The following is a 26,000-nucleotide window of genomic DNA, read 5'->3' on the forward strand; positions in this document are numbered from 1 at the left end:
ACGATGCAGCGCGAAGCGGATAGAGACACGGTCCGGCAGCAACTGGAGCAAGGGCGCCCCGCCCTGCTCTGGCGCAAGCTGGTCGCCGATACCGAGACGCCGGTCGCGGCGGCCCTGCGGCTGTTCGAGGACGGTCGCGGCGACTTCCTGCTGGAATCGGTGGAAGGCGGCGAAGTGCGCGGGCGCTACAGCCTGATCGGCCTCGATCCCGACCTCGTGTTCCGCGCCAGCGGCGCCAGCTGCGAGATCAACCGCAAGTGGCAGTCCGACAAGGACGCCTTCGCGCCCCTGCCCGGCGACAGCCTCTCCGAACTGCGCAACCTCGTCGAGACCTGCCGCATCGACGTGCCCGCCGAACTGCCCAAGGCGCTCGCCTGCCTCGTCGGCTATTTCGGCTACGAGACCATCGGCCTTGTCGAGAAGCTGCCGCGCGCGCCGCAAAGCAGCCTCGACGTGCCCGACATGCTGTTCGTGCGGCCTTCGCTGATCCTCGTGTTCGATCGCCTCGGCGACGAGCTTTTCTGCGTGGCGCCGGTCTGGCCCGACGCCGGTTCGCCGGATCGCGTGGTCGAAGCCGCCGCGGAGCGCATCGACGAGGCGCTCCGCCGCCTCTCGGTGCCCGCCACGCTCGCGCCGGCCCGGCCCGACCTGGCAATACCCGAGCCCGCGCCGGTCATGGCGGCCGACGACTACAAGGCGATGGTGCTCAGGGCCAAGGAGTACATCCAGGCCGGCGACATCTTCCAGGTCGTGCTGGCCCAGCGCTTCACCTGCGAATTCCCGCTGCCGCCGCTTGCGCTCTACCGCGCGCTGCGCCGGGTGAACCCTTCGCCGTTCCTCTATTTCCTCGACCTGCCCGGCTTTGCGCTGGTCGGATCGAGCCCGGAAATCCTCGTGCGCGTGCGTGACGGCGAAGTCACGATCCGCCCGATCGCGGGCACCCGCCCGCGCGGCAAGACTCCGGCCGAGGACAAGGCCAACGAAGCAAGCCTGCTGGCCGATCCCAAGGAACGCGCCGAACACCTCATGCTGCTCGACCTGGGGCGCAACGACGTCGGCCGCGTGGCTGCGGCGGGCACCGTCGAAGTGACCGACAGCTACACGATCGAGCGCTACAGCCACGTGATGCACATCGTCTCGAACGTGGTCGGCCGGCTCGACAGCGCCAGGCACGATGCCATCGACGCAGTCTTCGCCGGCTTCCCGGCCGGCACCGTCTCGGGCGCGCCCAAGGTCCATGCCTGCGAGATCATCGCCGAACTCGAACCCGAAACGCGCGGGGCCTATGCTGGCGGGGTCGGCTATTTCGCGCCCGACGGTTCGGTCGATTCGTGCATCGTTTTGCGCACCGGCGTGCTCAAGGACGGCGTACTCCACGTCCAGGCGGGCGCGGGCATCGTTGCCGACAGCGACCCGGCCTACGAACAGCGCGAATGCGAAGCCAAGTCCGGCGCCCTTTTCGCTGCCGCGCGCGAAGCAGTCCGCGTCGCAGGAGAGCCGGGCTTCGGGCAGTGACCCGTACGGCGCCCGCCCTGCTGCTGGCGCTGCTGCTCGCCTCCTGTTCCTCGGGCGATGCGAAGCAGGAAGCCGCGGCGCCGCCGCCGCCGTGCGAGGCCGCCAGCTTCGAGGGCGCATCGCTCACCCATTGCACCGCAGAGCCGGGCCGCCACACCATCCACATGGTCTTGGGACCCAAGGGTGGCGAGCCCTACCGCAGCCTCTCCCAGCTCGCGGTCGACCGGCCGGAAATGAGCCATGAAGTCGCCTTTGCGATGAACGGCGGCATGTTCGACGAGAAAGGGCAGCCGATCGGCTACTACGTCGAGGACGGGAATCGCCTGCACACGCTCAACCGCAACGAGGGCTACGGCAACTTCCACCTTCTGCCCAACGGCGTGTTCTATGGCGATACCGGCGGCCACTGGGCCGTTCGCACCAGCGAGGATTTTGCCCAGAGCGTCTCGCACCGCCCGCAGTTCGGCACCCAGTCGGGGCCGATGCTGGTCATCGCCGGAAAGCTGCATCCCCGCATCGCGCCCGACGGCCAGTCGCTCAAGCTGCGCAATGGCGTGGGCGTCGACCGCGAAGGCAACGCGCACTTCGTCATTTCCGACGAACCGATCTCCTTCGGCAGGCTCGCCCGCTATTTCCGCGACGCGCTGGACTGCCCCAATGCGCTGTTCCTCGACGGCAGCGTCTCTTCCCTGTGGGACCCGCACATGGGCCGCGTCGATGGCGGACCTCCGCTCGGCCCCTTGATCGTCGTCGAGAAAAGGGCAAAGGGCAAATCATGATCCTAGTCATCGACAACTACGACAGCTTCACCTGGAACCTCGTCCATTACCTGATGGAGCTGGGGGCAGAGGTCGAAGTCGTGCGCAACGATGCGCTCTCGGCCGGACAGGCGATTTCGAGCGGGGCGCAGGGCTTCCTCATCTCGCCGGGGCCATGCACCCCGAACGAGGCAGGCATCAGCCTCGACCTCGTCGGTGCGGCGGCCGATACCGGAAAGCCGCTGCTCGGCGTGTGCCTGGGCCACCAGTCGATCGGCCAGTATTTCGGCGGCAGGGTCGTGCGCGGCGGGCTGATGCACGGCAAGACCTCGCCGGTGACGCACGACAATACCGGCGTGTTCGAGGGGCTGCCCTCGCCCTTCACCGCGACGCGCTATCACTCTCTGATCGTCGAGGAGATTCCCGAGACGCTGCTGGTCAACGCCCGCTCCGACGATGGCCACGTCATGGGCTTCCGCCACGCAAGCCTGCCGATCCACGGCGTGCAATTCCACCCGGAAAGCATCGCCACCGAGCACGGGCACGACATGCTGGCGAACTTCCTGCGCCTGTGCGGCATCGAGACCAGGGCCGTCGCATGACGCTGCCCGATCCCGGCCATCCGATAGAGGAAGCCGAAGCCGAAGCCGCCTTCGCAGCGATCCTTGACGGCGACGTGCCCGAGGCGGACATCGCCGCGTTTCTCGTCGCACTTTCCGAGCGGGGCGAGAATGCCGGCGAGATCGCGGGCGCCGCACGCGCCATGCGGGCACGGATGGTCCCCATCGTCGCCCCCGCCAATGCCATCGACGTATGCGGAACCGGCGGTGACGGTCATCACACGCTCAACGTCTCGACCGCCGTATCGCTGGTCGTTGCCGCCTGCGGCGTGCCGGTCGCCAAGCACGGCAACCGCGCGGCCAGTTCCAAGGCGGGCGCCGCCGACACGCTCGAGGCGCTCGGTCTCAATCTCGACCGCGCCGTAGAGACCGCCGAGGCGACACTGGCCGGCCTTGGCATCTGCTTCCTCTTCGCCGCCCGCCACCACCCGGCGCTTGGGCGGTTGATGCCGCTACGCAAGAAGTTGGGGCGCCGCACGATCTTCAACCTGATGGGCCCGCTTGCCAATCCGGCGCAGGTCCGCCGCCAGCTCGTGGGCATTGCCCGGCCCGCCTACGTGCCGATCTATGCCGAGGCGATCCTTCGCCTGGGCACCGAGCATTCGCTCGTCGTCTCCGGCGATGAAGGCCTCGACGAACTCAGCCTTGCAGGCGGCAACGAAGTTGCGGAAGTGACCGGCAGCGAACTGGCCATGCGCCGCGTTTCGCCCGCCGACGCGGGGCTGCCAGTCGCGCCGGTCGATGCCATTCGCGGCGGCGATCCGCAGTACAACGCCCAGGCCCTGCGCCGCCTGCTCATGGGCGAAGCGGGCGCCTATCGCGATGCCGTGCTGTTCAACGCGGCCGGTGCGCTTGTTGTCGCCGGTGAAGCAAAGACCTGGCGGGAAGGCGTCGAGGAAGCTGCCGAGGCCATCGACAAGGGCCTCGCCAATGCCCTGCTCAACTGCTGGATCGACGCGCTCAAGTAGCGCCGCTTCCCGCCCATACCGAACCGCATCAGGCACCGAAGGCCCGCCATGTCCAACAAGCTCACCGAGATCTGCGATACCAAGCGCGAGGAAGTCGCCGCCCGCAAGCCCCTTGCCTCGCTTTCCGCGCTCGACGCGAAGGCTGCCGGCCAGAGCGCGCCGCGCGGCTTCGAGGCGGCGCTACGCCGCAAGGCCGAGAGCGGGTTCGCCCTCATCGCGGAAATCAAGAAGGCCAGCCCGTCGAAGGGCCTGATCCGCCCGGATTTCCGCCCCACCGAACATGCCGTCGCCTATGAAAAGGGCGGCGCGGCCTGCCTCTCGATCCTGACCGATGCACCTTACTTCCAGGGCCATGAGGACTATCTCGTCGCGGCGCGCGCCGCGGTCTCGCTGCCGGTCATCCGCAAGGACTTCATGGTCGATCCCTGGCAGGTCGCCGAAGCGCGTTCGATCGGGGCCGACGCCATCCTCATCATCGTTGCCGCGCTGGACGATACGCTGATGGCCGAGATCGAGGCGGCCGCGCTCGAACGCGGCATGGACTGCCTCGTCGAAGTCCACGACGAGCATGAAATGGAGCGCGCGGCCCGGCTCAAATCGCGCCTGATCGGCGTCAACAACCGCGACCTCAAGCGCTTCGTCACCGACATCGCCACGACCGAGCGGCTCGCCCCGCTCGCACCGGAAGGCACGCTGCTCGTCAGTGAGAGCGGCATCAACGGCCATGCCGACCTGCAGCGTCTCTCGCAGTGCGGCGCGCGCACCTTCCTCGTTGGCGAAAGCCTGATGCGCCATGACGATGTCGAGGCGGCAACGCGGGCGCTGCTCGAAGGATAAACTTCGTGCCGATGCAATCGGGAAGCCCGCCCTGTCCTACAGCCGGGGAATCTGCCATCCATGGGCCATGAGCGCGAATGTACCCGGCCCCGAAAGCGCCCGCTTACCGGTCCTGCGGAGCCGCTTCGCTGGTGCTTCTGGACTGTGTAAACCGTGTAAACCTCGTCAGGATGTCAAGGTCTGAGATGAACAAGAGCCTCACGCACATCGATTCGGACGGGACGGCGCGCATGGTCGATGTCGGCGCCAAGGCAGAGACGCAGCGGCTCGCCATTGCCTCGGGGCGGATCACGATGTCAGCCGAGGCACTCGCGGCGATCCGCGCCGGGGATGCCCCCAAGGGCGACGTGCTGGGCACCGCGCGCATCGCCGGGATCATGGCGGGCAAGCGCACCGGGGACCTGATCCCGATGTGCCACCCGCTCGCCATCGATGCGATCAATGTCGATTTCAGCTTCGAGGACGAAGCCGTCAGGGCCACGGCGACGGCCTCGCTCACCGGCAAGACCGGCGTGGAAATGGAAGCCATCACGGCCGTTTCCGTGGCGCTGGTGACGATCTACGACATGGCCAAGGCGCTCGACAAGGGCATGGTCATCGGCGACATCCGCCTGATCGAGAAGCGCGGCGGCAAGTCCGGGACCTGGCGCGCGGAGGACCGGCACTGATGGCAGGTCCCGCGCCGATCCCGCTCGAAGATGCCCAGGCCCGCCTGCTTGCACTGGCCGAAGCACTAGCGGTCGAGCGCGTCGACGTCGAAAGCGCGCTGGGCCGCTTCCTGGCCGAACCGCTGCTGGCGCGGCGCACCCAGCCTTCCGCCCATCTCTCCGCGATGGACGGCTATGCAATGATCGAAGGCGACCTCACCGGGCCATGGCAGGTGATCGGTGAAAGCGCCGCAGGCCACCCCTTTACCGGCACGCTGCAAAAGGGCGAGGCCGTGCGGATCTCGACCGGCGCGATCATGCCCGCCGATGCCGGCGTCGTGATCCTGCAGGAAGACCTTGGGCGGGAAGGCAACCTCATTACCCTCAGCGGCGATCTGCCCGAACCGCCGCACAAGCACATCCGCCCTTGCGGAATGGATTTCACGGCAGGGCAAGAAGTGCTGGGCGAAGGAGTCCGCATCGGCCCGGCGCATATCGCGCTGGCCCTCTCCGCGGGTCATCGCCACCTGCCGGTGCGCCGCATGCCGAAAGTCGCGGTGATCGACAGCGGCGATGAACTGGCCGCCGATCCGGAGACCTGCCCTGCGCACCAGATCCCCGCGAGCAACGGCGCCATGCTGGTCTCGCTGGTTGGCGCCCTGCCGGTCGAGGCGCAGCGAATCGGCCCCGTGACCGACACGCTCGATGCGCTGATCGGCGCTTTCGACGAGGCCGCCGATTGCGACATGATCGTCACCAGCGGCGGAGCCTCGGTAGGCGATCACGATCTCGTGCGCCCGGCTCTCGAACGCTGGGGCGCAAGGCTCGACTTCTGGCGCGTCGCCATCAAGCCGGGCAAGCCGATCCTTGTTGCCACCCGCGAACGCAGCAGCGGCGGCACGCAGATCATCATCGGCCTGCCGGGCAATCCGGTTTCGAGCATGGTCACCGCCTATCTCTTTGTCCTGCCGATGCTGCGCGCAATGCTAGGGGCAAACCGTTCGCTGCCAATGCAGATCTCGACCGTTCTGGACGCACCGCTCAGGGCCATCGGCCACCGCCGCGAATTCCTGCGCGGCTACTGGAACGGCGAGAGCGTGGTGCCCATGACGCTGCAGGACAGCGGTGCACTCAGCGCCCTTGCGGCCAGCAATGTGCTGATCGATCGTCCCGCGCATGCACCGGCCGCCACGCCCGGAGACACGGTGCGGGTGTTCCTGCTCGAAAACGGCGGTATTGCTTGACGTTCCAGAATCTGTTGCTTAATTGTTCTCTCATTGTTCACAAGCAGAACAACGCTCGGGGACGCAGAGAAAGAGGCAACGAAGATGTTGACGCGCAAGCAGCATGAATTGCTCAAGTTCATTCAGGTCCGGCTTGAAGAAAGCGGCATCTCGCCCAGCTTCGAGGAGATGAAGGAAGCGCTCGACCTCAAGTCGAAGTCGGGCGTGCACCGCCTCATTTCCGCGCTTGAGGAACGCGGCTTCATCCGCCGCCTGCCGAACCGCGCCCGCGCGCTGGAAATCCTGCGCCAGCCCGAAGACGTCACCAGCAAGCCCGCGACGAAGGCCGCCGCTCCTGCCGGTAAGGAATCGCTTGCCGCGCTCAAGCAGCCCGAACGCACGCCCCAACCGGCGAACGACGTCATCGAGATTCCGCTGCACGGTCGCATCGCTGCCGGTGTTCCCATCGAGGCGCTCGAAGGACAGTCGATGCTTCCGGTTCCGGCAGCCCTGCTCGGCTCGGGCGAACACTACGCGCTTGAGGTTTCGGGCGATTCGATGGTCGAGGCCGGCATTCTCGACGGCGACTTTGCCCTGATCCGTCGCACCAACACCGCACGCGACGGCGAAATCGTCGTCGCCCTGGTTCGTGGCGAGGAAGCGACGCTCAAGTATCTCCAGCGCGATGGCGGCATGGTTCGCCTCGTGCCCGCCAATGCCGCATACGAACCGCAGATCTACGGCCCTGACGAGATCGAGGTTCAAGGCAAGCTCGCAGGGCTGCTGCGCCGCTATCACTGAGCTTGCCCCGGAAAGCGTAACCTTCAGGCGCGCTCTCCGGGAGGCGTACTTTCAGGAAGGCGTACTCTCCGGACAGGGCCGAAATCACGGCCCGCGCGGTTTCCACCAGCCATGGCGGCCCTGCCCTGCCGCCACGGTTTCGACGGATCTGCCGCGCAGCCTGATGGCAAGCCCGCCGGTCCTGTCCAGCATGGTCCGGTCGGCCTTGAGCCAGCGCGGCTTGCAGCTCCATGGCAGCCAGCGGTCGGCAATGACGATATCGGCCTTGTCGCAGGCCGCTGCCAGCGACCGCTCGGGCACCTGGTCGCGGCCTCTGGCGATCAGCAAGTCCCACGATCGACCGGCTCGATCGATCCGTACCGAACAGAAGTCGCGATTGCATCTCGAACCCGGCCACGATGCGAGCGGCGTCAATTCGCCTTCGATCCCTGCGAATTCGCGAAGATTGTCGCGCACATAATCGCTGCCGGTGTCGCGCAAGGTGACGAGCCCATCGCCGCTATCGTCGAGCAGTCCGACATGACGGCCATCGCCGGTCACGAGAATGTCCGGCGGCTCGAGCAGGATGAGCCAGACGATACCGAAACAGGCTGGCACCAGTCCCAGCAGCCGCACGCGCCCGCTCCACAGGCCCAGCCACAGGCCGCCGGTTACGAACAGAAGGAAGCCGCCCGTCCCCATGGCAGGCAAAACCGAAACGGCGCCGGGCAGCGCACTGATCGTGTGCGCGAGGCCCAGCAGTAGGTCGATGAACTGCCCCGCCAGCCACCAGAACGGCCCGCCCAGTCCCACAATGTCGCACAGCAGCGCGAGGGCAATGCAGGGCATGACCGCGAAAGTCGTGAGCGGGATGGCAAGCACATTGGCCAGCGCACCATAAGCTCCGGCGCGATGGAAATGGTAGAAGCCGATCGGCATGAGGACGAGTTCGATGACGAAGCCCGTTACGAACAGCATTGCTGCTTGCCGCATAAGCCGCGAAAGCCACGATTCCTCTCGCGGTGCCAGGAACCGGCGAACCGGCCCGCTGGTCGCCAGCGCCACAATCGCAAGTACGGCCGCAAAGCTCATCTGGAAGCTTGGCCCTGTCAGCGATTCGGGCCAGAGCAGCAGGACCGCGAACCCGGCGACAGCCAGAAGCCGAAGCGAGATTGCCTCGCGCCCCAGCGCCAGCGCGACAAGCACGAGCATCGCCCCGATGCAGGAACGGACCGTCGGCACTTGCGAGCCCGTCAACAGGGTATAGGCAATCCCGGACAGAGCACCGCACAGCGCCGCCACCACCGGGAGCCGGAACCGCAAGGCCAGCGCGGGCGAAAGCGCGAGCAACCGCAACGAGAGAAAATAGGCAGCCCCGATTACCGCGCTGACGTGAAGACCGCTGATCGCCAGGAGATGCGCAAGACCAGCATCGCGCATCGCCTGCGCATCGTTCTCTGCAATGCCTCCGCGGTCCCCGCTCGCCAGAGCCGCGGCAATCCCGCTTTCCGGACCGCTCATCCGCGCACGGACATGTCGGGAAAGCGCGCTACGCGTAGATTCGAGCATATCGCCCTTGCCGCCCAACCTGAGGATCTCGACTTTGCCGTTGACGCTCCCACTTGCAGCAAGGCCGGAGAACCACGCGGTGCGCGCAAAATTATACCCACCTGGAAACATCGGCGGAGCCGGCGGCATCAACCGCGCCTCAAAGCGAATCACCGCCCCTGACGAAACGGATGCAACGCCCAGATCGTCGGGAACATTAAGCCGAACCTTTATCGACCGCCCCGAGCCCGGTTCCCGCGTTGCGACGATCCATCTGACCCGCTGTTCGGCGGGCTGTTCTTCAACACCTAGCACTTTTCCAAGGAACATTCCCGAGACCGGGCGATCGATTGCGTCCTGTCCCACCAGCGCCGATTTGCTCCACACCGTCAGGCAACCGGCGAGAAACATGAGAAAAACTGCGCAGGCTGCCACTCGCATGTGGGGAAAGCGCTCACGATCCGGCCAGATCCACGCCGCGAAAGCTGCCATGGCACTGCTTCCGACGACACATCCGGCCCAATGGAACGGTCCGGGAAGGCCGAACCACGCCGCGATTCCCGCGCCGAATGAGACGACCAGCCAAGGCCCGCGATCGAAGCCAGCAACAGAAAGAAATCGCTCCAGGCCCGCCAAAACCCTCGACAACTCGCTCTTGCTGTTCCATGGCCGATGCTGCAATGCAGCGCCCCCGGCGAGGCCGCGGCTTGCGTTATTTTCATCTCGGGCTTTGGCTTGGCTGGCCATGGCGAACATTGGACAGGAAGGGATTTACAATGGCAAGCGGCAGTGCATCGAGCGGATCGAACGGCCAGTCAGCCGTCGTTACGCGCTTTGCCCCCTCGCCCACGGGTTACCTTCACATCGGCGGCGCCCGTACGGCGCTGTTCAACTGGCTCTTCGCCCGCCATCACGGCGGCAAATACCTGCTTCGCATCGAAGACACCGACCGCGCCCGTTCGACCGAACCGGCCATCGACGCGATCTTCGACGGCCTGACCTGGCTCGGCCTCGAAGGCGACGAAGAACCGGTATTCCAGTTCGCGCGCTCGCAGCGCCACGCCGAAGTGGCCGCCCAATTACTTGAATCCGGTCACGCCTATCGCTGCTACCTCACGACCGAGGAACTCGCCGAGCGCCGCCAGAAGGCGCAGGAAGAGCGCCGCCCGTTTCGCATCGACAGCGAATGGCGCGACGCCGATCCCGCGACCTGGCCGAGCGATCGCCCCTACGTCGTGCGCATCAAGGCCCCGCGCGATGGCGAGACCGTAATCGACGATCTCGTGCAGGGACAGGTCACGGTCCAGAACGTCGAGATCGACGACTTCGTCATCCTGCGCTCCGACGGCACGCCGACCTACATGCTGGCTGTCGTAGTCGACGATAACGATATGGGCGTATCCCACGTCATCCGCGGCGACGATCACCTCAACAACGCCTTTCGTCAGCTCGTCATCATCCGCGCCATGGACTGGTCAGTGCCGACTTACGGCCACGTACCGCTGATCCACGGCCCGGACGGCGCCAAGCTGTCCAAGCGCCACGGCGCGCTCGGCGTCGATGCCTATCGCGATGAGCTGGGCGTGCTGCCCGAAGCGCTGTTCAATTATCTGCTGCGGCTCGGCTGGGGACATGGCGACGAGGAAATCATCGCCCGCGACCAGGCGGTCGAGTGGTTCGACATTGCCCACGTCGGCAAGTCGCCAGCCCGCTTCGACCTTGCCAAGTTGCAGAATCTCAACGGACACTACCTGCGCGAGGCGGATGACGCCCGCCTCGCGGCACTCGTCCTTCCGCTCGTGGCGGCCAATGGCTTCGCGGACGCAGATCCCGTCCTGCTCGAAAAGGCCATGCCTGTTCTCAAGGTGCGAGCAAAGGACGTCAACGAACTTGCAGAAGGCGCCGCCTTCCTGTTTGCCACCCGTCCTCTCGCGATGAGCGAGAAGGCGCAAGCTCTTCTGACCGACGAGGCGCGGGGGCGCCTTGCTGTCATTCACGAGCGTCTGTCGGGGGAATCCGACTGGACTTTGGAGGCATTGGAAGCCAACCTGAAAGCAATGGCCGGGGAACTCGAATTGGGCCTCGGTAAGCTCGCGCAACCCTTGCGGGCAGCCCTGACGGGTCAGACGACCTCGCCGGGAATTTTCGACGTATTGGTTCTGCTCGGCAGGAACGAAAGCCTCGCGCGCATTGCCGCACAGGCCGAAGTCCCGGCCGGGTCACAGGTATAAGGAGTAAGAACTGGTGGGTGATCAGGCTAAACTGTCCGCAGGTGGAGCGGACTACGACTACCCTGTCCTGAAAGGTAGCGTCGGCCCCGATGTCGTCGATATCCGTAAGCTCTACGGCCAGACCGGGATGTTCACGTTCGACCCGGGCTTCACTTCGACTGCCAGCTGCGAAAGCGCGCTGACCTACATCGACGGCGATGAGGGCGTCCTGCTGCACCGCGGCTATCCGATCGGTCAGCTGGCTGAAAATTCGTCGTTCATGGAAGTCAGCTACCTGCTGCTCAACGGCGAACTGCCGAGCAAGGAAGAGCTCGATAAGTTCGAGTTCACCATCAGCCGCCACACCATGCTGCACGAGCAGCTCGCCACGTTCTATCGCGGGTTCCGCCGTGACGCGCACCCGATGGCGATCATGTGCGGCGTGGTCGGCGCGCTCTCGGCGTTCTACCACGATTCGACCGACATCTCGGATCCCGAGCACCGCAAGATCAGCTCGCACCGCCTGATCGCCAAGATGCCGACGATTGCGGCCATGGCCTACAAGTACTCGATCGGTCAGCCGTTCCTCTACCCGGACAACAACCTGTCCTACACCGGCAACTTCCTGCGCATGACCTTCGGCGTGCCCGCGGAAGAGTATGAAGTGATCCCGGCCGTCGAGAAGGCCATGGACCGCATCTTCATCCTCCACGCCGACCATGAGCAAAACGCCTCGACCTCGACCGTGCGCCTCGCCGGTTCGTCGGGCGCCAACCCGTTCGCCTGCATCGCGGCCGGCATTGCCTGCCTCTGGGGCCCGGCACACGGCGGCGCGAACGAAGCCGCTCTCAACATGCTCAAGGAAATCGGTACGCCGGACAAGATTCCGCACTACATCGAGCGTGCGAAGGACAAGAACGACCCGTTCCGCCTGATGGGCTTCGGCCACCGCGTCTACAAGAACTACGACCCGCGTGCGACGGTCATGCAGTCCACCGTTCGCGAGGTGTTCGAGGCGCTCAAGGTCGACGATCCGTTGTTCGAGACCGCCCTGCGCCTCGAGGAAATCGCTCTCAACGATCCGTACTTCGTCGAGAAGAAGCTCTTCCCGAACGTCGACTTCTACTCGGGCATCATCCTTTCGGCGATCGGCTTCCCGACCACGATGTTCACCGTGCTCTTCGCTCTCGCCCGCACCGTGGGCTGGGTCGCGCAGTGGAACGAAATGATCTCGGATCCCGGCCAGAAGATCGGCCGTCCGCGCCAGCTCTACACCGGCCCGACGCAGCGCGACTACGTGCCGCTTTCGCAGCGCTGATAACCGGCAAGCCGGACGGGGCCGCCCGCAAGGGCTGTCTCTAGGAGAAACCCCTGCGAAAGCGGGGGTTTTTTCTTGGGCGCCGGAGAAAGTGGAACCTCGGAACTTGCCAACCCGCCATAATCCGGCCACCTCGATGAGGTAGGCCGTTCGGGAACATGGCGGGGGAATCTTCATGCTGTTTATCAGGATCGTAGCATTTGTCCTGGGCCTGCTGGCCATCGCCATGGGCCTTCTCTGGGTCGGTCAGGGCACGGGCGTGGTCATGTGGCCGGCGGAAAGTTTCATGCTGGCAGACCGCACATGGGCCATTCGCGGCGCAATCCTTGCAGCCGTGGGCTGCATCGTCGTGTGGCTGGCTCGCCGCGGCAACGGCAAGGCCTGAACCGGGTTCAGGCTTCAGGGTCGGCCGGTACGTCGAGGATGAAGCGCGCGCCCTGTCCCGGCGCGCTCTCGACCGACAGTTCGCCGCCCATCGCCCTTGCGAGGCTGCGCGAAATATAGAGGCCAAGCCCCGATCCGCCGTCGCCGCTACGCCCGAGGCGCTCGAACTTCTCGAACACTCGCGCCTGCTGCTCGTCAGACAGGCCCGGTCCCTGGTCGGCAACGATGACGCGAGCCATCGACCCGAGGGGCTCGAGTCTCAACCAGATGCGTGACTTTTCCGGCGAATATCGAATGGCATTGCCGATCAGGTTCAGCAGGATCTGCAGCACGCGGCGGAATTCGGCCACGGCGGGGAGGCTTTCAGCCACTTGCGGCGCATCGATGACGATGCCCTTTTCCCGCGCGCGGACGTTGAGAATTCCGGCAGCCTGCCGCGCGACTTCCGATAAGTCGATGTGATCGGGCGCCGTGGAGAAGTTCTCCGATTCCACGACTTCGAGGTCGGCCAGATCCTCAAGCAGGTCCAGCAGCAGCTTGCCCGCACTGGCGATTTCGCCTGCATAGTCCGCATAGGCATCGGGAATCGGACCGGCGAGCCGTGAGCGGATCGTCTCGGCATTGGCGATGATGCGCGAAATCGGCTGACGCAGGACCGGTGAGAGATCCTGCCCGACGAGACTGCGCCGCAAGGCAGGTTCGATCGGGTTCGCAGTCTCGACTTCACCGGCCTGCGGCTCGTCGGAGATCAGCAGGAGTTCGAAACCGGAGGGATCGAAACCCGGCCGGATATGCGGGATCAGGGTGATCCGCCAGGGCCGGTCCGAACCTTCCACGCTCACGCGCGTACCATCGAGCAGGCGCCAGTGCAGCGGCTGCTGGTGTGTCACATTCTCGGGCGGGAGAAAATCGGTCCAGAGCCGACCGATCCCCTCTTCCATCCGTGCAGCCACTTGCGCGAGGTCGGGACTGTCCGTCACTGCGGTGAGGACGCGCTGCGAACCATCGAGCTGTGCCGTCAGCTCGGCCAGGTGCCGGTCGGTCATCATCCGCCGGCGTTCGGCGAAACTGATCTCCTCAGAGGGCAGCGGCGAGGATTGCCAGTTTCGCACGACGATGTCGCAGCCGGGCGTCTCGCCCGCCTCGCCCTCGCGCGGTTCGACCTCGACCCAGGCCGTAATCGTATCGCTGCCATCGTTGGCCGATATGGCCCGCGCAAGTCGAAAGCGATAGCGGCGCGCCTTGCGCACGAGCTCGAGCAGCTCCGGAACCGCAATGGTTCCCGGGAGATCTCCGCCGCAACGCAATTGCAGTCCGGCTAGCGGCTCTTCGGCCGTCAACAGCCTGTCCTCGGGATCGCTGACCGCCCGGGCGAGAATGGTTCCGCCTGCCTGCATCAGCCTGCGATGCGCCCTGTCGAGAGGATGACGGATGCCTTGTCCGCGCCAAGCCGGTCGAAACCTTGCGGCAGGGTAATGTCTGGATGCAGGGCAAGAAACTGCTGCTCGACGCCAGTGGGCGACAGGCCTGCAGTGCGCAGAGCCAGCGCCAGTCGCGCCAGTTGCGCCTCATGGGTTGACAGGACCACCGCGTCGCGCTTCTGCCGGGAGCCGATCGCCAGCCCCGAGAGGAATAGGGCAGCCCCCGAATTGGCGACCGAAAGCAAGGCCTCGACTTCCCCGGACATACTCATCACAAGCTGGGACGCGAGGCCGAGCCGACTGCCCCCTTCGTTGTACTTGCGCCGCAATGCCGCCTCGGCGAAGGCCGCACGCTCGATCAACTCGGGATCATCGCCTGCACGCGCGCTCAAGGTCACGAGCGTTTCATGAAACAGATCGGCCGGCAATTCGAACAGCGATAGTTTCATGCGCCGCTGCGATTGGCACCAGCGCGCCTGCGCGGCAAGGAACTTCATCGCAAGATCCTGCATCGCGCCTTCGCGGGCCGACACGAAGCTCTGCAAAAGCGGCGAAACCACCGGATCGAGCGCGAGCCGCGACTGCAGGCGCTCGGTCAGCTGCCATTCCAGCGCCAGGGCATGAAGATGCGACAGGAGCGCCTGATTTTCGAGAAAGGCCCGCGTGAGCAGGGAAACCTTGTCGGCCGGATGAACGGCGTGGTCGGGCTGACCTGCGCTCTGCGCCAGCGCATCGAGCAAGGCATTGGCAAGATCGGCCAGCATCCCGCGCACGCGCGCAAGGATCTCGTCACTGAAGACGGAGCTGTCTTCGGCGGTAATAAGGTGCCGCAGGATCGGAAGAACACTTCCCGCCATCGCATCGCCGCGAGCAAGCTCGTCGCGAAGCACGGCTTCGACGTTGTCCCGGTCAGCCGAATGAACAGCTTGATCGATCATCGGCTCGTATTACGCCATCCTTGGTTAAAGCCGGGTTAGTCCTTGCGCCGTAGCGGCAGGATCAACCCTGCGAGGACGAGGCCGATCGAGATCAGCTCGACCACGATCTGAACATGCCCGAAGAGCGCGGAAAGAGCCAGTATAACGCCGAGCAGTGCCCGATCTCGGAACCACGATGCGGTAGAACCGGTGAGATTATTGGGTATCAGCGCCACCAGCAGAACCAGCATGATCGGCGGAAACGCCCACGAGATCAACGATTCCCCGGCAACGCGCGGAAGCGCTGCAAGGCTTAGCAGACCGATTTCGATATCGACCAGCCAGCCCAATGCGTCGGCGCGCGGAATGATCGGCCTCATCTGCCCCCGCGCCCGGCGCTCCGCCTGCCGCAAAAGGCGGCTGCTTTCGACCAGCAGCGCAGCGATCGCCGCGAAAATCAGGGCGATCCAGACCAGTCCGAACCAGCCCAGTACTGCCGATAGTCCCACGGATACCAAGGCGCCGAGGCTGAGCATGTTCGATGCATTGCCGGCCTGCAGCAGCGATGTGCCGAAAGTCAGGACACCAAGGCGAGCCACCGAACCGCCCGGAGAAAGTTGCCTTCCGTCACTGACCTGCTCGGCAAGCCATTCGGCCTCCACCGCGACGGCTTCGCCCTCGTTGCGGACCAGACGCCAGTTGGCGCCGATGCGTACCCCTGAAGGCACCTCGCGCATGGCAATGCCCGACTGAAGCGCTATGCGGGTCAAGGCCGAAATCATGTCGCAATCCGGCGGCAGCTCCTGCAGCCGCTCCATCAATTCGCCCGGAACCCGCATGATCCCTGCCGCCGCGCGGTTGAGGTCGATCCGTTCGAACCCGGCCGCCAAGGCATTCTCGACCGGCATGACCAGCACCACCGGCCCGCGGCTCTCGAACAGGTGGGTGACGCTTCCCGGATCGACGAAAAGTCCCTCGGTGACGACCAGCACTTCATCGCTGGCCGTGATGAGGCCGCTGAGCTGGCGCAAATTCGTGGCAATGTAGAACTGCAGCCCGGCATCTTCTGCCGCGTGCTGGAGCGCCAGAAGTTCGGGCGAAGTGCCGCGCGCCATGCAGATGACACGCTGGCAGTCGAGCGCGAGGGCCAGGCCAAGCTGGTGATGTGCCACGCTCACGCCCGCCACCCGCAGAAATCCGCGCGGAAACGCCTGTCCCGCTCCCGCGGGTTCAGTCATGGCAAGCAAAGCGATGCGCAGTTTTCAATCTCCAGCGAAGCGCGCCCATTTAGGCACAGGCTTGGTCGGTGCCAAGCATCGCCGGGCGATCAATCGGCGGAAAACTCCGCAAGGAATGCCTTCAGGCGCCTGACGACCGTGGGTTCGCCCGGAGCCGCCTCCAAGGCTTCCTCCGCCAGATCGAGCAAGGCACGTGAATGGAAGCTGGCTGCAAGCCCCTTGAGGCGCATTGCCGCAAGGTTCCAGTTGCCATCGCAGCGCGCGCGTTCGAGCAGGTCGACCTGGCGCGCGACGCTTTCGAGGAAACTGGCGCGCAATTCTTCGAAAAGCACGGCGTCTCCGCCTGCCGCAGCAGCCAATGTCGCTTCGAGGGCGCCTGATTCGTAAGCCATTTCCCCAGGATAATGGGCAATGTATTAAACCGGGGTTTATCGCCGCCCGGCTCGTGGTATTCTATCGAAATGGCTGGAGAAAACAGGATCATTGCCTTCGGCGCCGGCGGCAACGAGGCAAACGCGGACAAGCCCGAGGCTACCGCGCCCGAGGTTACACCCGCAGAAACGGGTGCCGAGCAGCCCCGCCAGGCGCAGGAGCACTGGGACGAAGCCTGGGTCGGCGATCATGAAGAGCCGGAAGAAGCGGCCTCCAATGCGTGGATCGCTCCGCTCCTGGCCGGTCTGGCAACAGCGGGCTGGACGGCCTTGTTCCTCTTCGCCCGCCTTCCCCAGTTCCAACCCGGCGTTACCCTTGAGGCCATTCCTACATTGGTTAGCGAATGGGCTGTTCCGGTCCTGCTGATCGGGCTTTGCTGGCTGCTCGCGCTTCGCCACAGTGCGCGCGAGGGCAAGCGCTTCGGCGACATCGCGCAGTCTCTGTCACGCGAATCCGCGCGGCTCGAAGAACGCCTGACCACGGTCAATCGCGAACTCAGCCTCGCCCGCGAATTCCTCGCCTCGCAGTCGCGCGACCTGGAAAGCCTCGGCCGCATCGCCGCCGAGCGCATTTCTGAGAACGCCGGGCGTCTCGAGGAACTGATCCGCGACAACGGGACGCGTGTCGATTCCATCAGCTCGGTCAGCCATGCGGCTCTGGAAAACATGGAAAAGCTGCGCAGCCAGCTTCCCGTCATCGCCAGCTCGGCCAAGGACGTCACCAACAACATCGGCAATGCGGGCCGCGCCGCGCATGTCCAGCTTGAGGACATGATAACCGGCTTCAACCGCCTGAACGAATTCGGCACCGCAAGCGAGCGTCAGGTCGAAGCCTTGCGCAGCGCCGTGGAGACGACGCTAGGCGAGTTCGCCGCGCAGTGCGAGAAACTCGAGGATCTGACCGAGAAGCGCTTCGCCGCGCTGACCGAGAAGAGCGAGGAGTTCCGCACCGAACTCGACAAGCACGAGATCGAAGCCCTTGCCGCCGTGCGCACGCGTGCCGCCGCTCTCAGCGAGGAAATCGCCAACACGCGCAGCCAGCTCGACACCCACGAAGCCGAAAGTCTCACGTCGCTGCGTGCCCGCCTCAAGGCCCTGCGCGATGAAAGCGATGTCGTCTCACGCGCCCTGCGCAATGCCGAAACGAAGGCCGTTGAACGGCTGCAATCGTCCCTGGCCGAATTGCAGAGCGAACAGGCGGGCGTCAGCGATGCCATCGCGCAATCGCAGCGCAAGGCACTCGAAGGCCTCACCGAGCGGCTCGCCGGTATCGAGAACGAGGCCATGCGCCTCGACCAGAAGTTCGCGGAGCGCTCCGCCCGTCTCGCCGGTGAAGCGGCCGAACGTCTCGAACGCCAGCAACAACAGGAACACGCCGCGATTGCCCGCCTGCGCGAGACACTGGGCGAGCTGGACAGCGGCATCGCCGAACGCCTAGAGAACCATCGCATCCAGAGCGAGAACCTGCGCGAAACGGCAGCTGCGATCACCGGCCAGCTCTCCGGGTTCGAAGCGCGCCTGCGGGCCATTTCGAAAGACAGCGCACAAGGCGAGGAAGTCCTGAGCGCAAGCCTGACCGCATTGACCGAAAGGTTGACCTCGGCCCGCGCAACCCTGGCGGCAACGGACAACGACGTCGAAAAGCTCACTGACGACAGCATCCGGCTGCTGGAGCTCATCCAGGCGAGCGCCAAGCAGGCGCACAACGCCCTGCCCGAAGCCCTCTCGATTACCGAAGACCGTCTCGACCGCGTCAATCAGGGCGTGGCCGCCCTCCTCGAAAGCCTCAGGCAGGCCGGAGACGGCAGCGAAGGCCTTGCAAACGAGATCGACGCCGCCGGCACGGCGCTGCACGAACTCATGGCCTCGCTCGCCTCGGCCCATGCCGACATCAATCGGCAGGGCAGCGACCACGCCGCCCTGCTGCGCGAGCTGCGTAGCGCTCTAGACGAAATCGAACAGGCAACCGCCAAGGCTTCGGACAAGGCCGGGACCGAGCTGCGCGCCTCCATCGAGGCCCTCAACGCAACGATTGCCGAGAGCATCGAAGCGATAGAGACGAAGAGCGCGGCGAAAGTCGCGAGCGTCGCCGACCAGCTCGGCAAGGAAGGCGCCATGGCCATCGACAAGGCCATGCGTTCGCGCGTCGCCGAAGTCTCCGGACAGCTCGATCAGGCCGTCGCCCATGCCTCGGGAGCGACCCGGGAGGCCGCTATCCAGCTGCGCGACCAGCTTGGCAAGATCGACGAACTGGTCGGCAACCTCGAGAACCGCGTTGCCCATGCCCGCAGCCGGGCCGAAGAGCAGGTCGACAACGACTTCTCGCGGCGCGTCGCCCTTATCACGGAATCGCTCAACTCGAATTCCATCGACATCGCCAACGCTCTGTCATCCGATGTTTCGGACACGGCCTGGGCGGCCTACCTGCGGGGCGATCGCGGCATCTTCACCCGCCGTGCGGTGCGGCTCCTCGAAGCCGGAGAAGCCAAGGCAATCCAGCAGATCTTCGAGCGCGACGATGCCTTCCGCGAGCACGTCAGCCGCTACATCCACGATTTCGAAGCGATCCTGCGCCAGATCCTCTCGACGCGTGACGGCAATGCGCTGGGCGTGACCCTGCTCTCGTCGGACATGGGCAAGCTCTACGTGGCCCTGGCACAGGCCATCGAACGCCTGCGCAACTGAACCGCCCGGAAGACCGGCAGGGCGATCTCCCACAAGGGAACCGCCCTGCTGCGTTACCTTCAGTAACCGAGGTCCTTGACCGGCGGATCGCCGAAGAAGTTGAGGTCCTCGACCTCGATCCAGTCATAGATATAGTTGAGGTAGAACAGCCCCATCAGCACCGCGGCCAGGACCGTCGCACGCAGGGCGATGCGGCCGGGACGAAAATTGATCGGTGCACTGTCCGCATGACCGGCCTCGACCTTGTGACCTTCCACCTCATCGGGCGTGCGCAGGCCGATCGGCATGACGAGAAAGGCGCTGAGGACCCACAGCAGGCTGTAGATCGCGGCTATCGATGTCCATTGCATGGGCCCGCTCCGATCAATTCTCGAGAAGCAGGACCTGGACCTGCGGTCGCTTGCCCGACCAACGGGTCGCCGCACGCCGCGCGGCCAGGCGCGCGGCCTCTACGCGGTCGGCGTGATCCGCCTTTTTCGACTTGGCCAGGGCCTGGGCAACGTCGCTGCGCGCCTCTTCGATGAACGCCTGATAGTCCTCGTCCAGAGGCAGGCCTATGGCGGCCACTTCGACGTTCCCCTTGCGGTCGGCTGCAACCGAGACAACGCCGTTGAAGGCAATGCGCCGGCGCATCACGATGGCCTCGCCATCGGCAGGTGCGATGATATCGCCGTCGAGTACGAGCCGGCCCGAGCGGACTTCGCCGAACTTGCCCGGTGCCCCCGGAGCCAGTCGCACGAGATCGCCGTTCTTCTGGAAGACCGCCTTGGGAATGCCGCATGACAGGCCCAGCTTCGCCTGCTCACGCATGTGACGGATTTCTCCGTGCACGGGCACAAGAATGTCGGGCCGGATCCAGCCATAGAGCGCCTCGAGTTCCGGCCTCCCGGGATGGCCCGAAACGTGGATATGGCTCTGCCGGTCGGTGACAATCACGACACCGTCGTCCGCGAGACGATTCTGGATCTTGCCAATGGCGATCTCGTTGCCCGGAATCTGGCGACTGGAGAAGAGGACGACATCGCCCTTCTCCAGCTTGATCGGGTGATTGCCTTCGGAAATGCGCGCAAGCGCCGCGCGCGGTTCACCCTGCCCACCGGTAGCGACGATCAGCACGTCACTGCGCGGCAGGTCCATCGCCGTTTCCGGATCGACGATCTCGGGCAGATCCGTGAGGTATCCGCAAGCCTGGCCGGTCTGGATGATACGATCGAGCGAGCGCCCCGCCACGCACAGCTTGCGGTTGGTGCGGCGCGCCACTTCGCCTAGCGTCTGGAGCCTCGCGACATTGGACGCAAAAGTGGTCACCAGAACGCGGCGACCATTGTGACGTTTCACTTCCTCGAGCAGGCCGTCGAAGACATCGCCTTCCGAACCCGATGCCTTCGGATTGAACACATTGGTAGAGTCGCAGACCAGCGCCAGCACGCCGTCGTCACCGATCTTCGTCAGTTCCTCGCTGGTTGCCGGGGTGCCGATCTGCGGCGCGTCGTCCAGCTTCCAGTCGCCGGTATGGAAAATTCGGCCGAACGGCGTATCGATCAGCAGGGCGTTGCCTTCAGCGATCGAGTGCGCGAGCGGCACGTAGCGAATGCCGAAAGGCCCGATCTCGAAACGCTCGAGGTCTTCCACCACGATGAGTTCGACATCGCCGAGAATACCGGCCTCTTCAAGCTTGGCCGCGACCAGCTTTGCCGTGAAGGGCGTCGCATAGATCGGAACGCCCAGTTCCTGGGCGAAATAGGGAACGGCACCAATGTGGTCTTCATGCGCATGGGTCAGGACAATGCCCAGCAGGTTCTCGCGCTCATTCTCGATGAATTCGAGATCGGCGAAGACGAGATCGATGCCCGGGTACTCGTTCATGCCGAAGGTCATGCCAAGGTCGACCATCAGCCACTTGCCCTGGCAGCCGTAGAGATTGACGTTCATGCCAATCTCGCCCGAGCCGCCGAGCGCGCAAAACAACAATTCGTTACCGGGTATCACTTAGAAGCTGCCCTTTCGGCAAGTATGGCAAGGCCGTCGAGCGTAAGATCCGGATCGACGGCATCGAAAATCTCGGTCGCCTCATCGAACAGCACCGCAAGGCCGCCCGTCGCGATGACCTTGGCGGGACGGCCGATCTCGGCACGCATCCGCGCGATCAGGCCTTCCATCATGGCGACGTAGCCCCAGAAGACGCCAATCAACATCTGGTCCTCGGTATTGCGGCCGATAACGCTGGTCGTCTTGGGAAGCTCGATGGCAATGCGCGGCAGCTTGGCGGTATTGCCGACCAGCGCGTCGAGCGAGAGGTTGATCCCAGGCGCAATGATCCCGCCCTTGTACGCGCCCTTGAAGTCGACAATGTCGAAGGTCGTCGCCGTCCCGAAATCGACGACGATCAGGTCTCCGCCATGCTTGGCATGGGCGGCAATCGCATTGACGGCGCGGTCGGCGCCAAGCGAGCGCGGCTCGTCCACGTCGATTTCAATGGCGTAATTGGCCTTGCCCTGACCCGCGATCAGAGGCTCGACATTGAAGTAGTGCCGGCTCAGAATCTCAAGGTTGTGGAGCGCGCGCGGCACCACGGTCGAAATGATGATCGTGTCGACCTGCTTGGCGTCGATCCCGCGAATGCCGAGCAGTTGCATCAGCCAGACGGCATATTCGTCGCCTGTACGTCGCGGATCAGTGGCGATGCGCCAACGCCCCTTCAACTCGCCTGCGTCGAACAGCGCGAAAACGACATTGGTATTGCCAGCATCAATGGCGAGCAGCATGGGACCTGGTTTTCCTCAATGCGAAGTTGCGGAAAGAAGCACGTCGCCGGCGTGGATCGTCCGCACCGATCCGTCATCCAGGCTGAGCAGGAGGTTCCCCTCTTGCGTCAGCCCGGCAAACCCGCCTTCGATTGCCTCCTCTCCCGGAGGAAGCACTGTGAGGCGTGTTTCCTTGGGATGTGCGGCACTCTGCCAGCGACGAAGCATGGGGGCAAGGCCGGCCGAACGCCAGCGCTCAAGTTCGAGAGCAAAGGCCCGCGCCAGCACATTCGCGAAATCATCGCGGGAAATATCGACGCCATGATCGCAAAGTGCGGCAACGGCACGCCCCTCGACATGCGGCGCGACGCGCAGGTTCACGCCGATGCCGACAATGACCGTCCCGGCGATCATTTCGAGGAGGATGCCCGCGACCTTGCTGCCGGACAGCAGGAGATCGTTCGGCCACTTGAGCCATAGGGGCGAAGGATCGGGGAGCAGCGAGGCGATGGCTTCGTGGACCGAAAGACCGGCCAGAAGCGCAAGACTGGCGAACGGCGGATCGCCCTGCCCGGGCCTCACTACCGTCGAGCCCATGAAATTGCCGAGCCCGTCATTCCAGGCGCGGCCCAGGCGGCCCTTCCCTGCCGTCTGGCGGTCCGCGACCAGCCACTCGCCTTCCGGAAGGTATTCCCCTCCGGACAGGCGAGCAGCCAGATCAGCGTTGGTCGAACCCGTCTGAGTGACGGTTCGGATCAAAACGAGAAGTAGAGTGCTGCCGCGGCAGCGTCAGCGAGACCGCCCAGCCACTTGGTCAACAGGTAGCCCAGCGGCGAAATGAAGACGACCGAGGCGACAAGGATGATCTTGTGCCAGATGTCATTCTCGCCCTTCACTACGTCAGCAGCCTCGTCGAAGTACATGATCTTGACGATCTTGAGGTAGTAGAAGGCGCCGATGACCGATGCCGCAATGCCGATGGCAGCCAGCGCGATCAGGTTGGCCTGCACCGCCGCTTGGAAGACGACGAACTTGCCCCAGAAACCGAACAGCGGCGGAATACCGGCAAGGCTGAACATGATCATCGCCAGGCCCAGCGCGAGCGCCGGTCGCGTACGCGACAGGCCGGCAAGCTTCGCGATGTCCTCGACGTAATTGCCGTTCTCGTCCTTGAGCATCAGGATCGCGACGAAACCGCCCAGCGACATCGCGACATAGATCGCAAGGTACACGAGCATCGCCGAAGCGCCCTGCGGCGTGGCAACGGCCAGACCGATCAGCATGAAGCCGACATTGTTGATCGACGAATACGCCATAAGTCGCTTGATGTTCGACTGGCCGATGGCGCCAAGGGCACCGACGACGATCGAGGCGAGCGAGATGAAGATCACGATCTGCTGCCAGGCAGCGGCCTGCTCACCGAACGCATCGAGCATGACGCGCATGGTCAGGCCGAGGGCAGCCACCTTCGGCGCGGTCGCGAAGAAGGTCGTGACCGGCGTCGGCGCGCCTTCGTAAACATCGGGCGTCCACATGTGGAACGGCACGGCACTGATCTTGAAGGCAAGCCCTGCCAGCATGAACACGATGCCGAATAGCGCCCCATGCGACAGCCCGGAGGACAGCGCGGCGTTGATGCCCGAGAACGAGGTCGTGCCGGTAAAGCCATAAGTCAGGCTCATGCCGAAGAGCAGGATGCCCGAGGCGAGCGAACCCAGGACGAAGTACTTCAGGCCCGATTCCGCCGAACGGTCATCCGTGCGCAGGAAGGCCGCAAGGACGTAGGCAGCCAGCGAGTTCATCTCGAGACCGATGTACAGCGTCAGCAGGTCGCCTGCCGAAACCATGATGCCCATGCCCAGCGCCGCGAAGACGACGAGCACGGGATATTCCGCACGCATTGCATCGAAGCGATCGAAGAACTTCGGGGCAATGACCAAGGAGGCCGCAGCCGAGATATAGATCAGGATCTTGGCGTAGGACGCAAAGGCATCGGCACGGAACTGGCCGAAGAAAGCCGAGGTATCCGGCCCCATTGCGCCGCCGCACAGCGCGGGGGCGACGAGGAAGGACGCGGCGGCAAGCGCAGCAACCGCCAGGATCGAGATCAGACGGCTCGACTTGTCACCGCCCCAGGCGGCGATCAGGAGCAGGACCAGGCCTGCAATGCTCAGTGTTTCTTCCGGCGCGATCAGGCGCAGCGACTGTGACCAGTCCATCAGTGTGCCCCCTCATGCGCAGCTTCTTCTTCGTGCACAGGCTTTTCCTTACCCATGGCGACCTTGGAGTCTCCTTCCGGCTTGGCAGCGGCAAGACGGGCGTCGAGCGCGGCAATGTCGGCGCGCATCGGCGCGATGAAGCTCTCGGGATAGATGCCCATCCACAGCACCGCGATGCCCAGCGGAACCACCATCAGCAGCTCACGGACGTCGAGGTCGGCCATGGCGGCAGCATCGGCGTTCTTCTGCTCGCCGAAAGCGACCCGGCGATAGAGGTAAAGCATGTAGGCAGCGCCCAGGATGATGCCGGTGGCGCAGATCAGCGTGGTCCACGTCGACACCTGGTAGATACCCGCGAGGCTCAGGAACTCGCCGACGAAACCGCTGGTGCCCGGAAGGCCGACGGAGGCCATCGTGAAGAGCATGAAGAACAGCGCGTAACGCGGCATGTTGATCGAAAGGCCGCCGTAGCGATCGATTTCGCGGGTGTGCAGGCGATCGTAGATGATGCCCACGCACAGGAACAGCGCGCCCGAAACCAGACCGTGGCTGAGCATGATCAGCATCGAGCCCTCGAGGCCCTGCACGTTGAAGGCGAACAGGCCGATGGTCACGATCGCCATGTGCGCAACCGACGAATAGGCAATCAGCTTCTTCATGTCGTGCTGCACGAGTGCAATCAGCGAGGTCAGGACCACGGCTGCCATCGACAGGCCCCAGACCAGCGGACCGAAGTAGGCCGAGGCTTCGGGGAACATCGGCAGCGAGAAGCGGATGAAACCGTAGCCGCCCATCTTCAGCAGAACGCCTGCCAGGATGACCGAACCGGCGGTCGGCGCCTGGACGTGCGCGTCCGGAAGCCAGGTGTGGACCGGCCACATCGGCATCTTCACCGCGAAGCTGGCGAAGAAGGCAAGCCACAGCCAGGTCTGGACCTGCGGATCGAAATCGTAAGCCATCAGCGTCGGGATGTCGGTGGTACCGGCGGTATTCGCCATCCACAGCATCGCGATCAGCATCAGCACCGAGCCGAGCAGCGTGTAGAGGAAGAACTTGTACGAAGCGTAGATACGGTCCGCACCGCCCCACACGCCGATGATCAGGTACATCGGGATGAGGCCGGCCTCGAAGAAGATGTAGAACAGGAACAGGTCCTGCGCCGCGAAAACGCCTATCATGAGCGTTTCCATCAGCAGGAACGCGGCCATGTACTCACCAACGCGCTTGTCGATCGACTTCCAGCTGGCACCGATGCAGATCGGCATGAGGAAGACGGACAGCATGATCAGCAACAGGGCGATGCCGTCGATACCGAGCGCGTAGGAGAAGCCGGAGAACAGCTCCACCCGCTCGGTGAACTGCCACTGCGCGCCGCCGATGTCGAAATTCGCCCAGAGCACGACGCCCAGTGCAAAATCGACCAAGGTCGCCGCCAGCGCAAGATTTCGCGCCGGCTTCGCTTCGAGGAAGAGGCATGCCAGTGCCGCCGCAAGCGGCACAAGCAGCATCAGGCTGAGGATCGGAAAACCACTCATCA

General features: G+C 64.6%; 23 protein-coding genes. 12 read left to right on the forward strand and 11 right to left on the reverse strand.

All coding sequences use genetic code 11. From position 1 onward, the window contains the following. Positions 1 to 3 precede the first annotated feature (3 nt). From PP1Y_RS19430 to lexA, 8 genes are all read left to right on the forward strand, one after another. Entirely contained in the window at positions 4 to 1,515 is a 1,512-nt protein-coding gene (locus PP1Y_RS19430; RefSeq protein WP_013833749.1) for an anthranilate synthase component I, read from the forward strand. After that, entirely contained in the window at positions 1,512 to 2,294 is a 783-nt protein-coding gene (locus PP1Y_RS19435; protein WP_013833750.1) for a phosphodiester glycosidase family protein, read from the forward strand. The genes PP1Y_RS19430 and PP1Y_RS19435 overlap by 4 nt, the downstream gene beginning before the upstream one ends. Then, positions 2,291 to 2,875, forward strand: coding sequence for an aminodeoxychorismate/anthranilate synthase component II (locus tag PP1Y_RS19440; protein WP_013833751.1), 585 nt, complete (start codon positions 2,291 to 2,293; stop codon positions 2,873 to 2,875). Before PP1Y_RS19435 ends, PP1Y_RS19440 begins: the two co-directional genes overlap by 4 nt. Then, the gene (trpD, locus tag PP1Y_RS19445) at positions 2,872 to 3,861 is read left to right on the forward strand and encodes an anthranilate phosphoribosyltransferase (RefSeq protein ID WP_013833752.1); all 990 of its coding nucleotides are present in this window, start codon (positions 2,872 to 2,874) and stop codon (positions 3,859 to 3,861) included. The genes PP1Y_RS19440 and trpD overlap by 4 nt, the downstream gene beginning before the upstream one ends. 48 nt (positions 3,862 to 3,909) lie before the next feature. Further along, positions 3,910 to 4,698 (forward strand): indole-3-glycerol phosphate synthase TrpC, encoded by a 789-nt coding sequence (gene trpC / locus PP1Y_RS19450; RefSeq protein ID WP_007015128.1) that lies wholly within the window; start codon positions 3,910 to 3,912, stop codon positions 4,696 to 4,698. Positions 4,699 to 4,883: 185 nt separating this feature from the next. Next, entirely contained in the window at positions 4,884 to 5,366 is a 483-nt protein-coding gene (gene moaC / locus PP1Y_RS19455; protein WP_007015127.1) for a cyclic pyranopterin monophosphate synthase MoaC, read from the forward strand. Next, on the forward strand, positions 5,366 to 6,589 hold the full coding sequence (locus PP1Y_RS19460) for a molybdopterin molybdotransferase MoeA (RefSeq protein WP_013833753.1): 1,224 nt from the start codon (positions 5,366 to 5,368) through the stop codon (positions 6,587 to 6,589). The genes moaC and PP1Y_RS19460 overlap by 1 nt, the downstream gene beginning before the upstream one ends. An 84-nt stretch (positions 6,590 to 6,673) precedes the next feature. Then, on the forward strand, positions 6,674 to 7,369 hold the full coding sequence (lexA, locus tag PP1Y_RS19465; RefSeq protein ID WP_013833754.1) for a transcriptional repressor LexA: 696 nt from the start codon (positions 6,674 to 6,676) through the stop codon (positions 7,367 to 7,369). A gap of 84 nt (positions 7,370 to 7,453) precedes the next feature. Here lexA and PP1Y_RS19470 read toward each other — a convergent pair whose 3' ends face one another. Further along, positions 7,454 to 9,643 (reverse strand): ComEC/Rec2 family competence protein, encoded by a 2,190-nt coding sequence (locus tag PP1Y_RS19470; RefSeq protein WP_013833755.1) that lies wholly within the window; start codon positions 9,641 to 9,643, stop codon positions 7,454 to 7,456. A 29-nt stretch (positions 9,644 to 9,672) separates the two neighbouring features. Between PP1Y_RS19470 and gltX the strand changes: the two genes are divergently transcribed. The 3 genes from gltX to PP1Y_RS19485 all read left to right on the forward strand — a co-directional run bounded on the left by gltX (position 9,673) and on the right by PP1Y_RS19485 (position 12,809). Then, positions 9,673 to 11,127 (forward strand): glutamate--tRNA ligase, encoded by a 1,455-nt coding sequence (gene gltX, locus PP1Y_RS19475; RefSeq protein ID WP_013833756.1) that lies wholly within the window; start codon positions 9,673 to 9,675, stop codon positions 11,125 to 11,127. A gap of 13 nt (positions 11,128 to 11,140) precedes the next feature. Continuing rightward, positions 11,141 to 12,424, forward strand: a complete 1,284-nt coding sequence (locus PP1Y_RS19480; RefSeq protein ID WP_013833757.1) for a citrate synthase — start codon at positions 11,141 to 11,143, stop codon at positions 12,422 to 12,424. A 175-nt stretch (positions 12,425 to 12,599) separates the two neighbouring features. Next, the gene (locus PP1Y_RS19485) at positions 12,600 to 12,809 is read left to right on the forward strand and encodes a hypothetical protein (protein ID WP_041559020.1); all 210 of its coding nucleotides are present in this window, start codon (positions 12,600 to 12,602) and stop codon (positions 12,807 to 12,809) included. Positions 12,810 to 12,816: 7 nt separating this feature from the next. On the opposite strand, the gene PP1Y_RS19490 is transcribed toward PP1Y_RS19485, so the two are convergent. The 4 genes from PP1Y_RS19490 to PP1Y_RS19505 form a co-directional block, all read right to left on the reverse strand. Next, the gene (locus PP1Y_RS19490) at positions 12,817 to 14,205 is read right to left on the reverse strand and encodes a sensor histidine kinase KdpD (RefSeq protein ID WP_013833758.1); all 1,389 of its coding nucleotides are present in this window, start codon (positions 14,203 to 14,205) and stop codon (positions 12,817 to 12,819) included. After that, positions 14,205 to 15,167, reverse strand: coding sequence for a hypothetical protein (locus tag PP1Y_RS19495; protein WP_013833759.1), 963 nt, complete (start codon positions 15,165 to 15,167; stop codon positions 14,205 to 14,207). Before PP1Y_RS19495 ends, PP1Y_RS19490 begins: the two co-directional genes overlap by 1 nt. A 35-nt stretch (positions 15,168 to 15,202) precedes the next feature. Continuing rightward, a complete protein-coding gene (locus tag PP1Y_RS19500) occupies positions 15,203 to 16,384 on the reverse strand; it encodes a hypothetical protein (RefSeq protein ID WP_041559021.1) in 1,182 nt (393 codons plus the stop codon). Positions 16,385 to 16,473: 89 nt separating this feature from the next. After that, positions 16,474 to 16,776, reverse strand: a complete 303-nt coding sequence (locus PP1Y_RS19505; RefSeq protein WP_013833761.1) for a hypothetical protein — start codon at positions 16,774 to 16,776, stop codon at positions 16,474 to 16,476. A 69-nt stretch (positions 16,777 to 16,845) separates the two neighbouring features. Between PP1Y_RS19505 and PP1Y_RS19510 the strand changes: the two genes are divergently transcribed. Then, positions 16,846 to 19,500: an ATPase gene (locus PP1Y_RS19510; protein WP_013833762.1), complete on the forward strand. Its 2,655-nt coding sequence runs from the start codon at positions 16,846 to 16,848 to the stop codon at positions 19,498 to 19,500. Between the two features lie 59 nt (positions 19,501 to 19,559). Here the strand turns inward: PP1Y_RS19510 and PP1Y_RS19515 are convergent, their stop codons facing one another. Genes PP1Y_RS19515 through PP1Y_RS19540 form a run of 6 tightly spaced genes read right to left on the reverse strand, consistent with a single transcriptional unit; the run spans position 19,560 to position 25,998 of the window. Then, positions 19,560 to 19,850, reverse strand: a complete 291-nt coding sequence (locus tag PP1Y_RS19515) for a DUF1467 family protein (RefSeq protein ID WP_013833763.1) — start codon at positions 19,848 to 19,850, stop codon at positions 19,560 to 19,562. Between the two features lie 13 nt (positions 19,851 to 19,863). Beyond that, a complete protein-coding gene (locus PP1Y_RS19520) occupies positions 19,864 to 21,489 on the reverse strand; it encodes a ribonuclease J (protein ID WP_007015114.1) in 1,626 nt (541 codons plus the stop codon). Next, positions 21,486 to 22,265, reverse strand: coding sequence for a type III pantothenate kinase (locus PP1Y_RS19525; RefSeq protein ID WP_013833764.1), 780 nt, complete (start codon positions 22,263 to 22,265; stop codon positions 21,486 to 21,488). Before PP1Y_RS19525 ends, PP1Y_RS19520 begins: the two co-directional genes overlap by 4 nt. A 15-nt stretch (positions 22,266 to 22,280) precedes the next feature. Continuing rightward, positions 22,281 to 23,003, reverse strand: coding sequence for a biotin--[acetyl-CoA-carboxylase] ligase (locus PP1Y_RS19530; RefSeq protein ID WP_013833765.1), 723 nt, complete (start codon positions 23,001 to 23,003; stop codon positions 22,281 to 22,283). Continuing rightward, entirely contained in the window at positions 23,000 to 24,463 is a 1,464-nt protein-coding gene (gene nuoN / locus PP1Y_RS19535; protein ID WP_007015111.1) for an NADH-quinone oxidoreductase subunit NuoN, read from the reverse strand. Before nuoN ends, PP1Y_RS19530 begins: the two co-directional genes overlap by 4 nt. Next, positions 24,463 to 25,998: an NADH-quinone oxidoreductase subunit M gene (locus tag PP1Y_RS19540; protein ID WP_013833766.1), complete on the reverse strand. Its 1,536-nt coding sequence runs from the start codon at positions 25,996 to 25,998 to the stop codon at positions 24,463 to 24,465. Before PP1Y_RS19540 ends, nuoN begins: the two co-directional genes overlap by 1 nt. Between the last annotated feature and the right edge of the window lie 2 nt (positions 25,999 to 26,000).

The organism is Novosphingobium sp. PP1Y (assembly GCF_000253255.1).
Classification (GTDB): Bacteria; Pseudomonadota; Alphaproteobacteria; order Sphingomonadales; family Sphingomonadaceae; genus Novosphingobium.